14 protein-coding genes and 1 pseudogene are annotated in these 13924 nt (G+C 58.7%); 13 read left to right on the forward strand and 2 right to left on the reverse strand.

Features of this window, described 5'->3' with window-relative positions; translation table 11 throughout:
* Window positions 1–8 precede the first annotated feature (8 nt).
* From rpmA to ACIOWE_RS17370, 4 genes and pseudogenes are all read left to right on the forward strand, one after another.
* Window positions 9–266, forward strand: a pseudogene (gene rpmA, locus ACIOWE_RS17355) (50S ribosomal protein L27).
* 193 nt (window positions 267–459) lie between these two features.
* Window positions 460–1683, forward strand: a complete 1224-nt coding sequence (gene cgtA, locus ACIOWE_RS17360) for an Obg family GTPase CgtA (protein WP_103303602.1) — start codon at window positions 460–462, stop codon at window positions 1681–1683.
* 137 nt (window positions 1684–1820) lie between these two features.
* Window positions 1821–2939: a glutamate 5-kinase gene (gene proB, locus ACIOWE_RS17365; RefSeq protein ID WP_401393733.1), complete on the forward strand. Its 1119-nt coding sequence runs from the start codon at window positions 1821–1823 to the stop codon at window positions 2937–2939.
* A 10-nt stretch (window positions 2940–2949) separates the two neighbouring features.
* Window positions 2950–3417: a CreA family protein gene (locus tag ACIOWE_RS17370; RefSeq protein ID WP_201228557.1), complete on the forward strand. Its 468-nt coding sequence runs from the start codon at window positions 2950–2952 to the stop codon at window positions 3415–3417.
* A gap of 181 nt (window positions 3418–3598) precedes the next feature.
* Here the strand turns inward: ACIOWE_RS17370 and rpsT are convergent, their stop codons facing one another.
* Window positions 3599–3871, reverse strand: coding sequence for a 30S ribosomal protein S20 (gene rpsT / locus ACIOWE_RS17375; RefSeq protein ID WP_401393736.1), 273 nt, complete (start codon window positions 3869–3871; stop codon window positions 3599–3601).
* Window positions 3872–4123: 252 nt separating this feature from the next.
* On the opposite strand from rpsT, the gene murJ reads away from it, so the two are divergent.
* From murJ to ispH, 6 genes are all read left to right on the forward strand, one after another.
* Window positions 4124–5662 carry a murein biosynthesis integral membrane protein MurJ gene (gene murJ, locus ACIOWE_RS17380; protein ID WP_401393739.1) on the forward strand — a complete coding sequence of 513 codons (1539 nt, stop codon included), beginning with the start codon at window positions 4124–4126 and terminating at the stop codon, window positions 5660–5662.
* A gap of 129 nt (window positions 5663–5791) precedes the next feature.
* The gene (gene ribF, locus ACIOWE_RS17385; protein WP_177431386.1) at window positions 5792–6730 is read left to right on the forward strand and encodes a bifunctional riboflavin kinase/FAD synthetase; all 939 of its coding nucleotides are present in this window, start codon (window positions 5792–5794) and stop codon (window positions 6728–6730) included.
* A 13-nt stretch (window positions 6731–6743) separates the two neighbouring features.
* Entirely contained in the window at window positions 6744–9575 is a 2832-nt protein-coding gene (ileS, locus tag ACIOWE_RS17390) for an isoleucine--tRNA ligase (RefSeq protein ID WP_401393743.1), read from the forward strand.
* Window positions 9568–10080, forward strand: coding sequence for a signal peptidase II (gene lspA, locus ACIOWE_RS17395; RefSeq protein ID WP_401393746.1), 513 nt, complete (start codon window positions 9568–9570; stop codon window positions 10078–10080). Before ileS ends, lspA begins: the two co-directional genes overlap by 8 nt.
* A gap of 7 nt (window positions 10081–10087) precedes the next feature.
* A complete protein-coding gene (gene fkpB, locus ACIOWE_RS17400) occupies window positions 10088–10525 on the forward strand; it encodes an FKBP-type peptidyl-prolyl cis-trans isomerase (protein ID WP_401393870.1) in 438 nt (145 codons plus the stop codon).
* A gap of 162 nt (window positions 10526–10687) precedes the next feature.
* Entirely contained in the window at window positions 10688–11632 is a 945-nt protein-coding gene (ispH, locus tag ACIOWE_RS17405; protein ID WP_401393749.1) for a 4-hydroxy-3-methylbut-2-enyl diphosphate reductase, read from the forward strand.
* Here the strand turns inward: ispH and ACIOWE_RS17410 are convergent.
* Window positions 11604–12158 carry a GspH/FimT family pseudopilin gene (locus ACIOWE_RS17410; protein WP_401393752.1) on the reverse strand — a complete coding sequence of 185 codons (555 nt, stop codon included), beginning with the start codon at window positions 12156–12158 and terminating at the stop codon, window positions 11604–11606. The genes ispH and ACIOWE_RS17410 overlap by 29 nt on opposite strands.
* A 130-nt stretch (window positions 12159–12288) precedes the next feature.
* Between ACIOWE_RS17410 and ACIOWE_RS17415 the strand changes: the two genes are divergently transcribed.
* Genes ACIOWE_RS17415 through ACIOWE_RS17425 form a run of 3 tightly spaced genes read left to right on the forward strand, consistent with a single transcriptional unit; the run spans window position 12289 to window position 13918 of the window.
* Window positions 12289–12762 (forward strand): GspH/FimT family pseudopilin, encoded by a 474-nt coding sequence (locus ACIOWE_RS17415; RefSeq protein WP_401393755.1) that lies wholly within the window; start codon window positions 12289–12291, stop codon window positions 12760–12762.
* A complete protein-coding gene (pilV, locus tag ACIOWE_RS17420; protein WP_401393757.1) occupies window positions 12759–13208 on the forward strand; it encodes a type IV pilus modification protein PilV in 450 nt (149 codons plus the stop codon). The genes ACIOWE_RS17415 and pilV overlap by 4 nt, the downstream gene beginning before the upstream one ends.
* Window positions 13205–13918 (forward strand): PilW family protein, encoded by a 714-nt coding sequence (locus tag ACIOWE_RS17425; protein ID WP_401393760.1) that lies wholly within the window; start codon window positions 13205–13207, stop codon window positions 13916–13918. Before pilV ends, ACIOWE_RS17425 begins: the two co-directional genes overlap by 4 nt.
* The last annotated feature ends 6 nt before the right edge of the window (window positions 13919–13924 follow it).

Here is a 13924-nt window from a genome sequence, read left to right on the forward strand (position 1 = left end):
GTGAACTCATGGCACACAAAAAAGCTGGTGGTAGTCCCCGTAACGGGCGCGACTCCGAAGCCAAGCGCCTTGGCGTCTAGATGTATGGCGGCCAGACAATCAGTCCGGGCAACCTCATCGTGCGTCAGCGCGGCACCCAATTCCACGCCGGTTACGGTGTAGGCATGGGTAAAGATCACACCCTCTTCGCTAAAATCGAAGGCGTGATCAAGTTTGAAGTAAAAGGCGCGTTCAACCGCCGTTACGTGAGCGTTGTCGCGGCTTAATCGCGAGATCGCTGGAAGAGCCCTGTCTTGCGACGGGGCTTTTTCGTTTGTGGGGTGAGTCTCTTGCAAAACTGTTTGTATGGGCTGTCGGCGTGCGATGCAGGTCGTGTTTTGGGGTCGCTGCGCTCATTTTTGCAAGAGTCTTATGTCTTGATTGTTTTTCGGCTCGTCCGTATGGCGAGAGGCGTTGGTTATGAAGTTTGTTGATGAAGTATCGATTCGCGTAAAGGCTGGTGATGGCGGCAATGGCGCCATGAGTTTCCGTCGGGAAAAATTCATCGAGAACGGTGGCCCGAACGGTGGTGATGGTGGTGACGGCGGCTCTATCTACATGATGGCTGACGAAAACCTCAACACCCTGGTGGACTACCGTTACACCCGGCACTTCGATGCCGAGCGTGGCTCCAACGGCGGCAGTACCGACTGCACCGGCAAGAAAGGTGAGGACCTGATCCTGCGCGTTCCGGTCGGCACGACCGTGATCGACTCGGCGACTCAGGAAGTCATCGGCGACCTGACCAAGGCTGGCCAGAAGTTGATGGTCGTGCAGGGCGGTTGGCACGGTCTGGGTAACACTCGTTTCAAATCCAGTACCAACCGTGCGCCACGCCAGACCACGCCGGGTAAGCCGGGTGAGCAGCGTGACCTGAAACTGGAAATGAAAGTACTGGCTGACGTTGGTCTGCTGGGCTTGCCGAACGCCGGTAAAAGTACCTTCATCCGTTCGGTCTCGGCCGCCAAGCCGAAAGTTGCCGACTACCCGTTCACCACGCTGGTGCCAAACCTCGGTGTGGTCAGCGTCGATCGCTGGAAGAGCTTCGTCGTTGCCGACATCCCGGGTCTGATCGAAGGTGCTTCCGACGGTGCTGGCCTGGGTATCCGCTTCCTCAAGCACTTGGCGCGTACGCGTCTGTTGTTGCACCTCGTTGACATGGCGCCGCTGGATGACACTAGCGCACCGGATGCTGCGGAAGTGATCGTCAACGAACTGATCAAGTTCAGCCCGTCCCTGGCTGAGCGTGATCGCTGGCTGGTACTGAACAAGTGCGACCAGATCCTTGAAGAAGAGCACGAAGAGCGCGTCAAGGAAATCGTTGATCGCCTGGAGTGGACTGGTCCGGTTTACGTGATCTCGGCCATCGCCAAGATTGGTACCGAGCGTCTGTGTCATGACATCATGCGTTACATGGAAGATCGTGCTGATCGCCTGGCCAATGACCCGGCTTACAAAGAAGAGCTGGCCGATCTCGATCAGCGCATCGAAGACGAAGCCCGTGCGCAACTGCAGGCGCTGGATGACAAGCGTGCCCTGCGTCGCAGCGGCGTGAAGTCGGTCCACGACATCGGTGACGATGATTGGGACGAAGAAGATGTGGATGACGAAGACGGTCCGGAAATCATTTACGTGCGTGACTGATCCGTTGCGATAAACTTGAACGCCGCTCAATCGAGCGGCGTTTTAGTATCTGGAAATCGATCGTTGGTCAGCAATAGCCACGATTAACGTCACGGGCAGTGCCAGGTCGCGCTGTCCTCAAGCTAAGGTTGAAGATGATGCGGAGCAAGGTGACAGGTGCGCAGCGTTGGGTCGTGAAGATCGGCAGCGCTTTGCTGACAGCTGATGGCAAAGGGCTGGATCGCGCGGCAATGAGTGTCTGGGTCGAACAGATGGTGGCCTTGCATGAGGCTGGCGTCGAGTTGGTGTTGGTGTCCTCCGGGGCGGTGGCGGCAGGCATGAGTCGTTTGGGTTGGACCGTACGACCCAGTGCGATGCACGAGCTGCAGGCGGCCGCTGCAATTGGCCAGATGGGGTTGGTGCAGGCTTGGGAGTCGAGCTTCGCCGAGCATGGTCGGCACACTGCGCAGATTCTCCTGACTCACGACGACCTCTCCGATCGCAAGCGCTACCTGAATGCCCGCAGCACCTTGCGCGCGCTGGTCGAGCTGAAAGTCATCCCGGTGATCAACGAAAACGACACCGTGGTCACCGACGAAATCCGTTTTGGTGACAACGACACGCTGGCGGCGCTGGTGGCTAACCTGGTCGAAGCTGATCTGCTGGTGATTCTCACGGATCGCGATGGCATGTTCGACGCTGATCCGCGCAACAATCCTGATGCTCAGCTGATTTACGAGGCGCGCGCTGATGATCCGGCTCTGGATGCGGTTGCCGGCGGAACTGGCGGTGCGCTGGGGCGTGGTGGCATGCAGACCAAGTTGCGTGCAGCGCGTCTGGCTGCGCGTTCCGGTGCGCACACCATCATCGTGGGTGGGCGTCTTGAGCGCGTGCTTGATCGCCTGAAAGCGGGCGAGCGCATCGGCACCTTGCTGTCGCCTGAGCGCGGCATGCTCGCGGCGCGCAAGCAGTGGCTGGCCGGGCACCTGCAAACCCGCGGCACGCTGGTGCTGGATGATGGAGCGGTGTCGGCATTGTCCCAGGGCAACAAGAGTTTGCTGCCGGTGGGCGTGAAGTTGGTGCAGGGCAGTTTCCGTCGCGGTGAGATGGTGGTCTGTGTGGCGCCGGATGGTCGCGAAATCGCCCGTGGTCTCGCCAATTACAGTGCGCTGGAAGCGCAAAAAATTATCGGCCAGTCGTCAGAGGCGATTGTCGGTTTGCTGGGTTACATGGCTGAGCCGGAATTGGTTCACCGTGACAACCTGATTCTGGTTTAAGGAAAACTTGATGCGTGTAGCAAAAGGATTGTTGGGTCTGTTGATGGCGCTGCCATTGCTGGCCTCGGCCGAGGAAATCGGTCAGGTGTCGACAGTGTTCAAGCTCGTCGGCCCAAACGACCGGATCGTGGTCGAGGCGTTTGATGATCCGAAGGTCGAGGGCGTGACCTGTTATCTGTCGCGCGCCAAGACTGGCGGCGTGAAAGGTGGGTTGGGTCTGGCTGAAGATCGTGCCGAGGCTTCTATTGCTTGCCGTCAGGTTGGTCCGATCAAGTTCAAGGGCGAACTGAAGGACGGTGACGAGGTGTTCAAGGAGCGCACGTCGCTGGTGTTCAAGACCATGCAGGTGGTGCGTTTCCTCGACAAGAAACGCAACACGCTGGTGTATCTGGTCTACAGCGATCGAGTGATCGAAGGCAGTCCGCAGAACGCCGTGACCGCCATCCCGATTCTGCCGTGGGTGCCGGTCCAGCAGTAACACCGCAAAACCAACTGTGGGGGTGAGCCTGCTCGCGATGGCGGTGTGTCAGTCAGCAAATGTTTGTCTGACTAATCGCTATCGCGAGCAGGCTCACTCCTACATTTTTTTGCTCTGTGTTCAGTAAATCGCAGGCAATAAAAAACCGACCCTGAGGTCGGTTTTTTAATGACTACGTCGATTAAGCAGCTTCTTTCAGCGCTTTGACGTGGCCATTCAGACGGCTCTTATGACGAGCAGCCTTGTTCTTGTGGATGATGCCTTTATCGGCCATACGGTCGATAACTGGCACAGCCAGAACGTATGCAGCTTGAGCTTTTTCAGCGTCTTTTGCGTCACTGGCTTTAACTACCTTCTTGATGTAGGTGCGAACCATGGAACGCAGGCTGGCGTTGTGGCTGCGACGCTTCTCAGCCTGTTTTGCACGTTTTTTGGCGGAAGGTGAGTTGGCCACCGTCGAGCTCCTCGAAAGACTTTTTAGGAAATAGCAAACAAAATAGGCCGCGAATCATGCCGATGAGTTGAAGTCTTGTCAAGGGCACTTGAAACGTTCCGCTAAGTGGTAGGTATAAAGAGGCGGGATATTTATTTCCGGCGCTTGACCTGTAAACTCGCGAGCTTTGGCTCTGTGCTGCTGCGGCGCGGAGTATCGCACAAGTAGGCGCTTTGTTCGCCTGCTGTTTATCGACAGGCACAAATTCCCTCAATGAATCTGCTCAAATCGTTGGCCGCCGTCAGCTCTATCACGATGCTTTCCCGGGTTTTGGGGTTTGTTCGTGACACCCTCATTGCTCGCACATTCGGCGCCGGGATGGCGACGGATGCCTTCTTTATCGCCTTCAAATTGCCCAATCTGCTGCGGCGGATCTTCGCCGAGGGCGCTTTCTCGCAGGCATTCGTGCCGATTCTGGCCGAATACAAAAGCCAGCAGGGCGAAGAAGCGACACGCACCTTCATTGCCTACGTTTCGGGCTTGTTGACGTTGGTGTTGGCCGTGGTCACTGCGCTGGGCATGATCGCTGCGCCCTGGGTGATCTGGGCCACGGCGCCCGGTTTCACCGATACACCGGAAAAATTCCAGCTCACCTCCGATCTGCTGCGGGTGACGTTCCCCTATATATTGCTGATCTCGTTATCCTCGCTAGCCGGTGCAATTCTCAATACCTGGAACCGCTTTTCGGTACCGGCGTTTGTGCCGACCCTTCTTAACGTCAGCATGATCGTGTTCTCGCTGTTCCTGACGCCGTATTTCGATCCGCCAGTCATGGCCCTGGGCTGGGCCGTACTGGTGGGTGGTCTGGCGCAACTGCTTTATCAACTGCCGCATCTGAAAAAGATCGGCATGTTGGTGTTGCCGCGCCTCAATCTGCGCGATACCGGCGTCTGGCGGGTGATGAAGCAGATGTTGCCGGCGATCCTAGGCGTGTCGGTCAGTCAGATTTCGCTGATCATCAACACCATCTTCGCCTCGTTTCTGGTCGCAGGCTCGGTGTCGTGGATGTATTACGCGGACCGTTTGATGGAGTTACCGTCCGGCGTCTTGGGTGTGGCGCTCGGCACCATTCTGTTGCCGACACTGGCCAAAACCTACGCCAGCAAGGATCGCCACGAGTATTCGCGAATCCTCGATTGGGGCCTGCGCCTGTGCTTTGTGCTGGTGCTGCCGTGTTCGCTGGCACTGGGGATTCTCGCTGAACCGTTGACCGTATCGTTGTTCCAGTACGGTCAGTTCAGTGGCTTCGATGCCGAAATGACCCAGCGGGCGTTGATTGCCTATTCGGTCGGTTTGCTCGGGATTATCGTGATCAAAGTGCTGGCGCCGGGCTTTTATGCGCAACAGAACATCCGTACCCCGGTGAAAATCGCGATCTTCACGCTGGTGGTCACTCAATTGTTCAACCTGGTGTTGATTGGGCCGTTGGCGCACGCCGGTCTGGCGCTGGCGATCAGTGCCGGTGCCTGCCTGAATGCCGGGTTGTTGTTCTATCAACTGCGCAAACAGCAGATGTATCAGCCGCAACCGGGTTGGGCCAAGTTCGCTTTCAAACTGGTGGTGGCGGTCACAGTGATGTCGGCGGTGCTGCTGCTGGGCATGCATTTCATGCCCGCGTGGGATCAAGGCCACATGCTTGAGCGCTTCCTGCGTCTTGGCGCTTTGGTTGTTGCCGGTGTGGTTGCGTATTTCGGCATGTTGCTGCTGCTCGGTTTCCGCCTGCGCGACTTCAATCGCAAGGCCTTGAGCTGAGGTTTCACCCATTATAAACGGGCGCGGGTCGGCAGTTTTGTCGGCTCGATCACTTTGCGTTACGGTGTTGCCTGTCGTCGACCGTCGGGTGTGGTTATAATCGACCACTTTATGAGCAAGAAGCGCGTTATGCAGCTGGTTCGAGGCCTCCACAACTTGCGCCCCCAGCATCGGGGCTGCGTCGCCACTATTGGCAACTTTGACGGTGTTCACCGTGGTCACCAGGCTATCCTGGCCCGACTGCGTGAGCGTGCGCATGAGTTGGGCGTACCCAGCTGCGTGGTGATTTTCGAGCCGCAGCCACGGGAATTCTTTGCGCCAGAAACCGCTCCGGCACGTCTGGCGCGGTTGCGCGACAAACTGCAACTGCTGGCGGCCGAAGGCGTTGACCGGGTCCTGTGCCTGGCGTTCAACCAGCGCCTGAGCAAACTGAGCGCCAGTGAGTTCGTCGACACCATTCTGGTGGACGGCCTCGGCGTACAGCATCTGGAAGTCGGTGACGATTTCCGCTTCGGTTGCGACCGCCTCGGCGATTTCGATTTTCTCTTGCAGGCCGGGCAGGTTCACGGTTTTACCGTTGAAGCTGCGCAAACCGTCGAGCTGGACGGCATTCGCGTCAGCAGCACCCAGGTGCGCAACGCGTTAGCCGCTGCGGATTTTGCCTTGGCCGAACGTTTGCTTGGCCGCCCGTACCGCATCGCCGGTCGCGTGCTGCATGGCCAGAAACTGGCCCGGCAACTGGGTACGCCCACTGCCAACATTCAACTCAAGCGTCGTCGCGTACCGTTCACCGGGGTGTATCTGGTGGATGTCGATATCGACGGCAAGACCTGGCCCGGCGTCGCCAATATCGGCGTGCGGCCCACGGTGCAAGGTGATGGCAAAGCCCACCTTGAAGTGCATCTTTTAGATTTTGCCGGCGATCTGTATGACCGGCGTTTGACGGTGGTTTTCCACCAAAAGCTGCGTGAAGAGCAGCGCTTCGCCTCTCTGGAGGCATTGAAAACGGCGATCAATGCGGATGTCGCCACCGCCCGTGCACTAGCCGCACCTAGCGCCCATCGCTAATGAAGAGCCTTAAATGACCGACTATAAAGCCACGCTTAACCTTCCGGACACCGCCTTCCCAATGAAGGCCGGCCTGCCACAGCGCGAACCGCAGATCCTGCAGCGCTGGGACCGTATTGGCCTGTACGGAAAGTTGCGCGAGATTGGCAAGGATCGTCCGAAGTTCGTCTTGCACGACGGCCCTCCGTATGCAAACGGCACGATCCACATCGGTCACGCACTGAACAAGATTCTCAAGGACATGATCATCCGCTCGAAAACCCTTTCGGGTTTCGACGCGCCGTACGTTCCGGGTTGGGACTGCCACGGCCTGCCGATCGAGCACAAGGTTGAAGTGACCCACGGCAAGAATCTGGGCGCGGACAAGACCCGCGAGCTGTGCCGTGCCTACGCCACTGAGCAGATCGAAGGTCAGAAGACCGAATTCATCCGTCTCGGCGTGCTGGGCGATTTCGCCAACCCGTACAAGACCATGGACTTCAAGAACGAGGCCGGTGAAATCCGCGCCCTCGCCGAAATCGTCAAAGGCGGTTTCGTCTTCAAAGGCCTCAAGCCTGTGAACTGGTGCTTCGACTGCGGTTCGGCCCTGGCCGAAGCCGAAGTCGAGTACGAGAACAAAAAGTCCTCGACCATCGACGTAGCCTTCCCGATCGCCGACGAAGCCAAACTGGCTGCCGCGTTTGGTCTGCCGTCGCTGGGCAAGCCTGCTTCGATCGTGATCTGGACCACCACACCGTGGACCATCCCGGCCAACCAGGCGCTGAACGTTCACCCGGAATTCAACTACGCACTGGTTGATATCGGCGACAAGCTGCTGGTTCTGGCTGAAGAGCTGGTTGAAGCCTGTCTGGCGCGTTACGGCGTTGAAGGTTCGGTGATCGCAACCACCACCGGTAAAGAACTGGAGTTGATCAACTTCCGTCACCCGTTCTACGACCGTCTGTCGCCAGTGTATCTGGCTGACTACGTCGAACTGGGCGCTGGCACCGGCGTGGTTCACTCCGCCCCGGCCTACGGCGTAGACGACTTCGTGACCTGCAAGAAGTACGGCATGGTCAACGACGATATCCTCAATCCGGTGCAGAGCAACGGCGTTTACGTGCCGTCGCTGGAATTCTTCGGCGGTCAGTTCATCTGGAAGGCCAACCCGGCCATCGTCGACAAGCTGACCGAAGTCGGTGCGCTGATGCACACCACCGTCATCGAACACAGCTACATGCACTGCTGGCGCCACAAGACCCCGCTGATCTACCGCGCCACTGCGCAGTGGTTCATCGGCATGGACAAAGAGCCGGTCAGCGGCGACACCCTGCGTGTGCGTTCGCTCAAAGCCATCGAAGACACCAAGTTCGTTCCGGCCTGGGGCCAGGCGCGTCTGCACTCGATGATCGCCAACCGTCCGGACTGGTGCATCTCGCGTCAGCGCAACTGGGGCGTGCCGATTCCGTTCTTCCTCAACAAGGAAAGCGGCGAGTTGCACCCACGCACCGTCGAGCTGATGGAAGAAGTCGCCAAGCGCGTTGAAGTCGAAGGCATCGAAGCCTGGTTCAAACTCGACGCCGCCGAACTGCTGGGTGATGAAGCGCCGCAGTACGACAAAATCAGCGACACCCTCGACGTTTGGTTCGACTCGGGTACCACGCACTGGCACGTCCTGCGCGGTTCGCATCCGATGGGCCACGAGAGCGGCCCGCGCGCCGACCTGTACCTGGAAGGCTCCGACCAACACCGTGGCTGGTTCCACTCGTCGCTGCTGACCGGTTGCGCGATCGACAACCACGCGCCGTACCGCGAGCTGCTGACCCACGGCTTCACCGTCGACGAGTCCGGCCGCAAGATGTCCAAGTCGCTGGGCAACGTGATCGCGCCGCAGAAAGTCAACGACACCCTGGGCGCCGACATCATGCGTCTGTGGGTGGCATCGACCGACTACTCCGGCGAGATGGCTGTTTCCGAGCAGATCCTGCAACGCAGTGCGGACGCCTACCGTCGTATCCGTAACACCGCGCGCTTCCTGCTTTCGAACCTGACCGGTTTCAACCCGGCCACCGACATCCTGCCGGCAGAAGAAATGCTCGCGCTGGATCGTTGGGCGGTAGACCGCACCCTGCTGCTGCAACGCGAGTTGCAAGAGCACTACGGCGAATACCGTTTCTGGAACGTCTACTCGAAGATCCACAACTTCTGCGTGCAGGAGCTGGGTGGTTTCTACCTCGACATCATCAAGGACCGTCAGTACACCACTGGCGCCGACAGCAAGGCTCGTCGCTCGTGCCAGACCGCGCTGTTCCACATCTCCGAAGCGCTGGTGCGCTGGATCGCGCCGATCCTCGCGTTCACCGCCGATGAACTGTGGCAATACCTGCCGGGCGAGCGCAACGAATCGGTGATGCTCAACACCTGGTACGAAGGTCTGACCGAGCTGCCGGAAGGCTTCGAGTTGGGTCGCGCCTACTGGGATCGCATCATGGAAGTGAAGGTTGCGGTCAACAAAGAGATGGAAATCCAGCGCGCGGCCAAGGCCGTCGGTGGCAACCTGCAGGCCGAAGTGACGCTGTTCGCCGAAGAGGCGCTGAGCGCCGATCTGGCCAAGCTGAGCAACGAGCTGCGCTTTGTTCTGATCACGTCGACCGCCAGCGTCGCGCCGTTCGTGCAGGCGCCGGCTGACGCGGTAGTCACCGAAGTCAGCGGCCTGAAGCTGCAGATCGTCAAGTCGGCCTTCCCGAAATGCGCCCGTTGCTGGCATTGCCGTGAAGACGTCGGCGTGAACCCGGAGCATCCGGAAATCTGCGGTCGTTGCGTCGACAACATCAGCGGCGCTGGCGAGGTTCGTCACTATGCCTAATGCCGTTGGCCGTTTCGGACGGTTGGGCTGGCTCTGGTTGAGTTTGCTGGTTCTGGTCATCGACCAAGCCAGCAAGTTCTACTTCGAAGGCAAGCTCGAAATGTTCCAGCAGATCGTGATCATTCCCGATTACTTCAGCTGGACCCTGGCCTACAACACCGGCGCTGCGTTCAGCTTCCTGGCTGACAGCTCCGGCTGGCAGCGCTGGCTGTTCGCTCTGATCGCGATCGTGGTCAGCGCAGTGCTGGTGGTCTGGCTCAAACGTCTTGGTCGTAACGAAACCTGGCTGGCCATCGCTCTGGCGCTGGTGCTGGGCGGTGCGCTGGGCAATCTGTATGACCGCATCGCCCTGGGCCATGTGATCGATTTCATTCTGGTGCACTGGCAGAACCGCTGGTACTTCCCAGCGTTCAACTTCGCCGACAGCGCCATCACCGTCGGTGCGGTGATGCTGGCACTGGACATGTTCAAATCCAAGAAAACCGGAGAAGCCGTTCATGACTGAACAGGTATTGGCTGAGCAACGCATCGGCCAGAACACGGAAGTCACCTTGCACTTTGCATTGCGCCTGGAGAACGGCGACACGGTCGACAGCACGTTCGACAAGGCCCCGGCGACCTTCAAGGTCGGCGACGGCAACCTGCTGCCGGGTTTCGAAGCGGCATTGTTCGGTTTCAAGGCAGGTGACAAACGTACGCTGACCGTCGAGCCGGAAAATGCTTTCGGCCAGCCGAACCCGCAGAACATACAGATCATTCCGCGCTCGCAGTTTGCCGACATGGAACTGTCGCCGGGTTTGCTGGTGATCTTCAACGATGCGGCCAATACTGAGTTGCCGGGTGTGGTGAAAGAATTCGATGACGCGCAAGTGACCATCGACTTCAACCACCCGCTGGCGGGGAAGACGCTGACCTTTGACGTCGAAATCATCAACGTCAAAGCGCTGTAACTGACCGCACAAAGGGCAAAATGTGGGAGCGAGCCTGCTCGCGAATGCTGACTGACATTCAACATAGATGTTGTCTGACACACCGCCTTCGCGAGCAGGCTCGCTCCCACAATGCTTTCCACAGTTTTCGTTATTTCTTGCGCGCAAGACACGAGGCACAGCATGCAAATCAAACTCGCCAACCCCCGTGGCTTCTGCGCCGGCGTGGACCGGGCGATCGAAATCGTCAACCGCGCCCTGGAAGTTTTTGGGCCGCCGATCTACGTGCGTCATGAAGTGGTGCACAACAAGTTCGTCGTAGAGGACCTGCGCAGTCGTGGCGCGATATTCGTCGAGGAACTGGATCAGGTGCCGGACGACGTCATCGTGATCTTCAGTGCTCACGGCGTATCGCAAGCCGTGCGTACGGAAGCCGCTGGCCGTGGACTGAAGGTGTTTGACGCCACTTGCCCACTGGTGACCAAGGTGCACATCGAAGTGGCGAAATACAGCCGTGACGGTCGTGAATGCATTTTGATCGGACACGCCGGTCACCCGGAAGTCGAAGGCACCATGGGCCAGTACGACGGCAGCAATGGCGGCGCCATCTACCTCGTCGAAGACGAAAAAGACGTTGCCGAGTTGCAGGTGCACAACCCGGAAAAACTGGCCTTTGTTACCCAGACCACCCTGTCGATGGATGACACCAGTCGGGTCATCGATGCCTTGCGCAATCGCTTCCCGGCTATCGGCGGCCCACGCAAGGACGACATTTGCTACGCCACACAAAACCGTCAGGACGCTGTTAAACAACTGGCTGATGAATGCGATGTGGTGTTGGTGGTCGGCAGCCCGAACAGCTCCAACTCCAACCGATTGCGTGAACTGGCTGAGCGTATGGCCACGCCGGCCTACCTGATCGACGGCGCCGAAGACCTGCAAAAGAGCTGGTTCGATGGTGTCGAGCGCATTGGCATCACCGCCGGCGCCTCTGCTCCGGAAGTCCTGGTGCGTGGCGTGATTCAGCAGTTGCAGGCCTGGGGCGCTACCGGCGCCGATGAACTGGCCGGGCGCGAAGAGAACATTACGTTCTCAATGCCTAAAGAACTGCGCGTCCGTTCGATCTGACGTTTTTGGCTTTTTGACACAGCGCCTGTTCAGTCTTTTCACTGCCCAGGCGCACTCGACCGGTCGCCGCCAGCACTATCTGACGCTGGCTGACCGGCTCGCGAGTCGAGCATATGTGTAAAGTCCCTGCCTGAAAGGCCCGCCCGGGCATCAGTGGTTGGCCCAGACTGCTGAACCGCACATAACGACTCACCGACCAGTTGCCGACAATCGGCACCTTCACGTCACTCGCACGCTCCACCAGCAGTGGATTGCTGCTGTCCTCCGGCCCCTTGCCGCTGATATCCAGAATGATCCGCCAGCCCTGACTCCAGTCGCCATTGATGCCATGAATCACCACGCTCTGATTGTTGGTGATCGCCAACGTTCGAGCATGGCGAATGCCGTAGAGCAAAGATTGCGCGGCCTGATCCCGATGGTTCGACTCCGAGAGCGTGGCAAACGCCGGACTGACCAGTAGCAGAACAATTGCGCCAATCGCCAGTCCCATAAGCAGTTCAATCAGGCTGAAACCCTGTTGTGACATGAAAACTCCCTCCATGGAGTGCGGTGCTTGACGCGATCCGTGCGCCGGACAGGGCAAATCAACCGACACAGATCGGTTGAATGTTCTAGCGTGTAGAAGCAGGTATAGCCGACGGCAACGGAGGGCATTGATGGATCATCGTACAAAAGGTTTCACGCTGATCGAATTGCTGGTCGCGGTGGCAATCTTCGTGATCATGGTGACTCTGGCAGTGCCGGCATTTACCCGCTCGATTCAAGGCAGCAAGGCCGATACCGAAATGGGCGACTTACAAAGAGCCATCAACTTCGCAAGGCTTGAGGCAATTGATCGCGGCGTGACCCTGCGCCTTCGCCCAACCGCCGGGGGCAGCGTCTGGACAGGTGAATTGTCGGTCTACGACAGTACTGGCACTCCGGCCAATGTGTTGCGGGTTGTTCCGGCAATGAGCAGTGGTGCGACTCTGACGCTAACCTCTGGAGTGACCGCGCTGGATTTCAACAATCTGGGCGGTCTGGCGGCGCCGTCCACGGCGGTGGTCATCAGTTACACGCTGGGAACGCAAAGCAGGACGCTGAACGTGTGTTTGAACGGACGAATTCAACTGGGTGGAAGTTGCGGATGAGGGCAGGGAGCAAAGGCGCACAGCAGGGCATGACGCTGATTGAAGTGTTGGTCGCATTGCTGATTCTGACGGTTGGACTGCTCGGGGCGGCGGCGGTGCAATTGAATGCACTGAAGTACACCGACAGTTCCCGCATGACCAGTCAGGCCAGTTTCATTGCCTATGACATGATGGACCGCATTCGCGCCAACTCCGGCGCCGATTACACGGTCACGCCACCGACCTCCGGTAACCTTGGCGTCACACGCGATCAGGATCTCTACGACTTCACGACCAACATCGTCAATTTCGGCGGGCCGACGGCCACCGGCAGCATCACACTCAACCAACGGGTTTACACCATCACCATCACCTGGAGTGACGCCCGGGCCGCGAATACCGCCAGTGCCCAGCGCAGTTTCGTGCTGACCAGCCGCGCTGCGGTGGATCCGGTGGCCACCCCATGAGGCGCAACCAACGCGGTTTCGGTCTGATTGAATTGCTCATCGCTCTGGCGCTGGGGCTGATCGTGGTGTTGGGCGTGGTGCAGACGTTCATCGCGGCAAAAAACACTTATGTGAGCCAGAACAGTGCCGCTGCCATGCAGGAGGACGCACGTTTTGTGTTGAGCAAGATGATTCAGGAACTGCGCATGGTGGGCATGTTTGGCTGCCTGGGCACGATCACCGACTCGAGCACAGCCGGGGATTTCAATGCGGCGCAGATCACCCCGATCAGCTGGGACAATGCCAATCTGAAACTGACCCTGGTGACTGCGGATGTCGGCAGTGGCGGCGGCACGCCAACCTGGACGGTGCTGTCCGATTGCCGTAACAGCGCGACGGCCTATACCGGGTCACGGAGTCCGGCGACCGGGCAGATCGCTTTCCCGATCCGGCGTCTGATCTATAACTTCAGTAACAACCAGATACTGATGGGGACCGGCAGCGGCACGCCAACCCAGCAGGTGCTGGTCAACAACGTCAGTGCGTTCAATGTGACGTTTGGTCTGGCCAGTTCCGCGACGGACGTGGCGGCATCGACTTACAGCAGCAATCCCGCCGATCCGGCACGTATTCGCAGTGTACGCCTGAGCCTGACCCTCACCGACCCGAACAACCGGGTGGCCAATCAGACCTTCAACGTGGTTGCCGCTTTGCGCAACCGCTTGCAATGAGGGCCT

This window comes from Pseudomonas sp. NPDC087598 (genome assembly GCF_044743525.1).
Lineage (GTDB): Bacteria > Pseudomonadota > Gammaproteobacteria > Pseudomonadales > Pseudomonadaceae > Aquipseudomonas.

Coding starts and splice junctions, on each gene's coding strand:
- cgtA (WP_103303602.1), top strand. CDS start 460: ATGAAGTTTGTTGATGAAGTATCGATTCGCGTAAAGGCTGGTGATGGC.
- proB (WP_401393733.1), top strand. CDS start 1,821: ATGCGGAGCAAGGTGACAGGTGCGCAGCGTTGGGTCGTGAAGATCGGC.
- ACIOWE_RS17370 (WP_201228557.1), top strand. CDS start 2,950: ATGCGTGTAGCAAAAGGATTGTTGGGTCTGTTGATGGCGCTGCCATTG.
- murJ (WP_401393739.1), top strand. CDS start 4,124: ATGAATCTGCTCAAATCGTTGGCCGCCGTCAGCTCTATCACGATGCTT.
- ribF (WP_177431386.1), top strand. CDS start 5,792: ATGCAGCTGGTTCGAGGCCTCCACAACTTGCGCCCCCAGCATCGGGGC.
- ileS (WP_401393743.1), top strand. CDS start 6,744: ATGACCGACTATAAAGCCACGCTTAACCTTCCGGACACCGCCTTCCCA.
- lspA (WP_401393746.1), top strand. CDS start 9,568: ATGCCTAATGCCGTTGGCCGTTTCGGACGGTTGGGCTGGCTCTGGTTG.
- ispH (WP_401393749.1), top strand. CDS start 10,688: ATGCAAATCAAACTCGCCAACCCCCGTGGCTTCTGCGCCGGCGTGGAC.
- ACIOWE_RS17410 (WP_401393752.1), bottom strand. CDS start 12,158: ATGTCACAACAGGGTTTCAGCCTGATTGAACTGCTTATGGGACTGGCG.
- ACIOWE_RS17415 (WP_401393755.1), top strand. CDS start 12,289: ATGGATCATCGTACAAAAGGTTTCACGCTGATCGAATTGCTGGTCGCG.
- pilV (WP_401393757.1), top strand. CDS start 12,759: ATGAGGGCAGGGAGCAAAGGCGCACAGCAGGGCATGACGCTGATTGAA.
- ACIOWE_RS17425 (WP_401393760.1), top strand. CDS start 13,205: ATGAGGCGCAACCAACGCGGTTTCGGTCTGATTGAATTGCTCATCGCT.